Annotated in this window: 3 protein-coding genes and 1 pseudogene; 1 reads left to right on the top strand and 3 read right to left on the bottom strand. The window is 48.6% G+C overall.

Annotation, left to right across the window (positions count from 1 at the left end; translation table 11 throughout):
* Nucleotides 1–16: 16 nt before the first annotated feature.
* Both ACXAIC_RS24565 and ACXAIC_RS24560 read right to left on the bottom strand, forming a co-directional pair.
* On the bottom strand, nucleotides 17–574 hold the full coding sequence (locus ACXAIC_RS24565; RefSeq protein WP_475187023.1) for a hypothetical protein: 558 nt from the start codon (nucleotides 572–574) through the stop codon (nucleotides 17–19).
* Nucleotides 575–643: 69 nt separating this feature from the next.
* The gene (locus ACXAIC_RS24560; protein WP_475187019.1) at nucleotides 644–1126 is read right to left on the bottom strand and encodes a hypothetical protein; all 483 of its coding nucleotides are present in this window, start codon (nucleotides 1124–1126) and stop codon (nucleotides 644–646) included.
* Between the two features lie 931 nt (nucleotides 1127–2057).
* Here ACXAIC_RS24560 and ACXAIC_RS24555 point away from each other — a divergent pair.
* A pseudogene (locus tag ACXAIC_RS24555) lies at nucleotides 2058–2855 on the top strand (IS5 family transposase).
* 77 nt (nucleotides 2856–2932) lie between these two features.
* Here the strand turns inward: ACXAIC_RS24555 and ACXAIC_RS24550 are convergent.
* Nucleotides 2933–3406 carry a hypothetical protein gene (locus tag ACXAIC_RS24550; RefSeq protein WP_475187016.1) on the bottom strand — a complete coding sequence of 158 codons (474 nt, stop codon included), beginning with the start codon at nucleotides 3404–3406 and terminating at the stop codon, nucleotides 2933–2935.
* Nucleotides 3407–3957: the final 551 nt, after the last annotated feature.

Below are 3957 nucleotides of genomic sequence, written 5' to 3'. Positions count from 1 at the left end.
TCTGCGATAGACGCAGTCACGCCCTCAGAGGCAAGAAACTACTTCGCTGCCGCAGGATATGAGCCGGAGTAAGCGGGAAACGCTCTAGTTTTTTGTAGAACTCCCCATAAAAAAACAAAGAAATTGCATCCAGTACACACCTATAATTCTGATCTCTCGTAGAATTACTCGTATTGTTTACACCAACCGTTATTGGCCAGTCTTTAAATGGAAGGATAAAGACCAGGCACACATCAGATTTTCCCTTGAAAAAATCCGCCTCCTCTTGCGTCATCTCGGGGAGAAAACGTTTCACTTTGTCTAAATTTACAGCACCGCCAACCAAGTAATCAGCGCCAGAAAGAAAAATAAAATTTGCCGCGTTATTGTTTTCTGTCGAAAATTCTCCGTAAAATAAATAGGTCAAGACAATTGACCTCATAAAATCCTCGATTTCATCGTCCTCAAAGCTTGAATAAGGCTTTATTGGGCGGATTCCGTTTTCATTTGCAGCAAGTGCAAAACTGGAAAATGTAAACGTAATTGCTGCGACGCAAAGTGCAAATGCGAAGTTCAAGTATCGAGATTGTTTCATGATGTTCTGCTTTTTATTCCGTGAGATCTTTCGAACTTTAAAATCGAAGTGAGAGCGCGCGAGCCTGAGCTAAACAGCTTCAAAATAATTCCCCCCAACTGTATTCATCCCACATCGGCGAAAGAACTGATCGCTTTCTGCCGCACTCATGCCATTGGTTACGTGAAACAGCATTAGACAGCAGCGCCGCTCCCCTGCCCATTGACGAATGCCTTTCATTAACCGAAGAGCAACCTTGCCCGAGAGCATCCTCCCTGAAAGGGAGCAGCTGATATTTAACGTCTGCACCGTTGCAATCAGCGCTGCAGACCCCAAGAAACACCCTCCTTCATGAAGCGAGGCAAAGCCGTAGAGGCCATCTTCTGCAAGTGGCTCACTGCCGACTGGAACAGCATAGATCAGCCCGAACCGGTTCGGCTGCGCCATCGCCTCGTCGAAAATCGCGCGCGCTTTTGCTTCGCAAAACGGAATGTCGCGGAAGACCGCCTTCTGATGCGCTTCACGGGCGAGATAGACACCAGCGCGATAGTCCGCCTCGGACCCGTCCGCCATATTGCCTTTGGGCCGTGCCGTGTCGGCCGCGCGCCGAATGACCTAGCATCCACCGCCGCGCCGCCCACCTGCGTCGCCGTTCCGAATTGTCTAGGCAACCGCATAGAAGACACCGAGCCAACAGGAAGAGAGGGGTCGTATTCAAAAAAAGAAATCTCAATGTTATCAACTACCCAACTTACACCCGCGCCAACGACGCCACCTACAAGTGCGCCAACTGGTCCACCGATCGCCACCCCAATTGCAACGCCGGTTACAAAACCCGCGGAGACAGCAACACCCTCCCCGGCAGTACAACCATCTTCATCATGCATGCGGCCATAAACATCAACAGCAACGCCAAAGTATCCAATCGCCTTGAAAGCGACTTTTGACACATACGCCCACTTTACTTCGGACCCCATATTACCAAGTGTTGAGACCTACGACCCAAACCGCCCCAACGTGACATAGTTCAAGTCTTGAATACCAATACTAGAAAACCTCCAAAACTATCATAGGGACAAGGTGTAAAATTCGTCCCTCCGTGAAAATAAAATCCCCCAGGTACGCTTTGGATCTGAGATCTTACTGATGCCATTGCTAGCCACCAATATAATGTGGTTCAAGACTATAGCTACTATTACTTATTCTTCATGCGATTATAAAAATAAGAAAAAACTACATATAACGTCAATAAAATTAAGTACATTATCATTCTATACATATATTCAGATTCACCAAGAGAAATATAAAGTATAAAGAAAAAAAGCCACCCAAAGACAACAAACAAAATTTGCGCGCCAAATGGAACATTTCCACTCATAGTAGCGTACCAATTATTTCCCTAAGAGCCCAACTCGAAAAGAGTTGAGCGGTTTCAGTAGGTTGTGATTCAGTTCTGTTGCCAAACCGAACGGAGCCCCAAATGCCTTAGACTGCAACCGCCCGCCTGGAGTATCGGCGCAAGACGACGCGCTATGCAAGTGATCTGACCGACCGGGAATGGGAGTTGATCGCGCCCTTCAAGCCGCCGCCCAGGCGGCTCGGACGTCCTCGCACGACCGATCTGCGTGAGCTCATGAACGCGATCCTCTATATGGCGACGACGGGTTGTCAGTGGGTTCAATTGCCAAAGGACCTGCCGCCCTATTCGACGGTTCAACGTTATTTCTATGATTGGCGCGACAGCGGCCTGTTGCAGACGATCCGCTTTCACCTTGTCATGGACACGCGGGAACTGGAGGGGCGCGAAGCCAGCCCGACGGCCGACGTGATCGACAGTCAGAGCGTGAAAACTACGGAAAGCGGTGGGGGGTGCGGATTCGATGCCCCCTCTCAGCGATGCTTCGCTTCGCCTGCCGGGCGATGGGTAAGAAGGTCAAGGGACGCAAACCGCATATTGTCGTCGATACCATCGGCCTCATGGTTGGCCTGGTCATTCATGGCGCCGATATTCAGGACCGCGACGGCGCTCCCGCCGTGCTTGCTTCCATTCGCCGGTCCTGTCCGTGGCTGCGGCACATATTCGCCGATGGGGGCTATCAGGGGCCGAAACTGCGCGGTGCGCTCGAGCGGATCGGTGAATGGACGGTGGAGATCGTCAAGCGATCCGATTTTTGAAGTGTTGCCCCGCCGCTGGGTCGTCAAACGAACATTTGCTTGGCTTGGACGCTGTCGGCGACTTGCAATGGATTGGGACAAATCCATCGCCTCAGCCGAGGCATGGATCAACGTCGCCCATATCTGACTCACAACCAGACGTCTCGCAAGGTACTGCTATTATTCATAGAGTTTCGAGTCGGTCTCTAAGATTAAATTTCAGTTTCAGTCATTTGACGCCCCAAAGTAGTAGTCTACGGCCGCATCGACACTTTCGACACAACTCTTACTCTCTAGTATTTTTCTGTCATATGGAAGCCTTACAATATAATTCACCAACCTATGTTCGTATGTATACTTTGCGATAACGCAAACCTCATCACCAACATTTAATTTATTTTCCTCGTGTCCATCCGAGGCAAATGTTTTTTCAAGTTCCTCTATAAATTCCAGCTCACTTTTTTCCAATGCAATTCTGTAACAATTGAAAACACGCCCGTCAGACCCGACAAACAACATAGAATTTCGCGCTTCCATCGAAATTAATTTAGATAATTTATTTGCATACCACGACCATTTTACTGAGCATACTTTCTCTTCATTTGCTGAGGCGAATTGAGCCGATAGACTGTCCATCAAAAAGAAAGAAAGAAAGAGTTTGAATAATGCTACTTTCCAATTCTCTTTTTTTATTTTCATTCTACACCCGATTTCTCATTTGAATTTCCCGACACAGTAGTGGTTGACAAAAATCAAAGATTTTTTTGACGGTTGCCATCTCGTTTTGCTAAACGGAAGATGTATGAACTCTTGGATCTAGATAGAAGTTAGTCTTGGATTCCAAACGAGCAACAAGCCAACAATTATCTGAATCCCTCCGTCACAAGAACTAATTACTAAGACAATCTGGAAAATTGCACTAAATGTTCAGTCACACTTTCTGTGGGCCCGGACAGATCACACCCGCTTTTGCCCGCCTTGCCCCAGTCCCCTCGGCTCACCCGAAACCGCCCCTCGCCTCAAGGGACGGCTAACGGTCAGAACTACCAGACGGCACCCCTCCTAAGCTTAACCAAACCTTAGCAATAGTACCAAACTGCGTACAACCGGAATTGTTCGATTTGCGGTTAGATTTCAAACTGACGTAGCGACGTCTGAGGGGTGTCCGTCCGGTGAAGCCGGTCTTCATGGCGGCGGCGCGCTCTGTTACGCTGCTTTTGCAGCGTAACACCAAGGCATGAGTTCGTTGA

It is taken from the genome of Roseibium sp. AWQ4_254 (assembly GCF_056161025.1).
The sequence above is the reverse complement of the archived record's forward strand: the minus strand, read 5'-3'. Positions and strand labels throughout refer to the sequence as shown.

Bases quoted from the DNA above. Each gene is read 5' to 3' on its own strand.
- ACXAIC_RS24560 (WP_475187019.1), bottom strand. From the start codon at position 1,126: ATGGCGGACGGGTCCGAGGCGGACTATCGCGCTGGTGTCTATCTCGCC.
- ACXAIC_RS24565 (WP_475187023.1), bottom strand. From the start codon at position 574: ATGAAACAATCTCGATACTTGAACTTCGCATTTGCACTTTGCGTCGCA.
- ACXAIC_RS24550 (WP_475187016.1), bottom strand. From the start codon at position 3,406: ATGAAAATAAAAAAAGAGAATTGGAAAGTAGCATTATTCAAACTCTTT.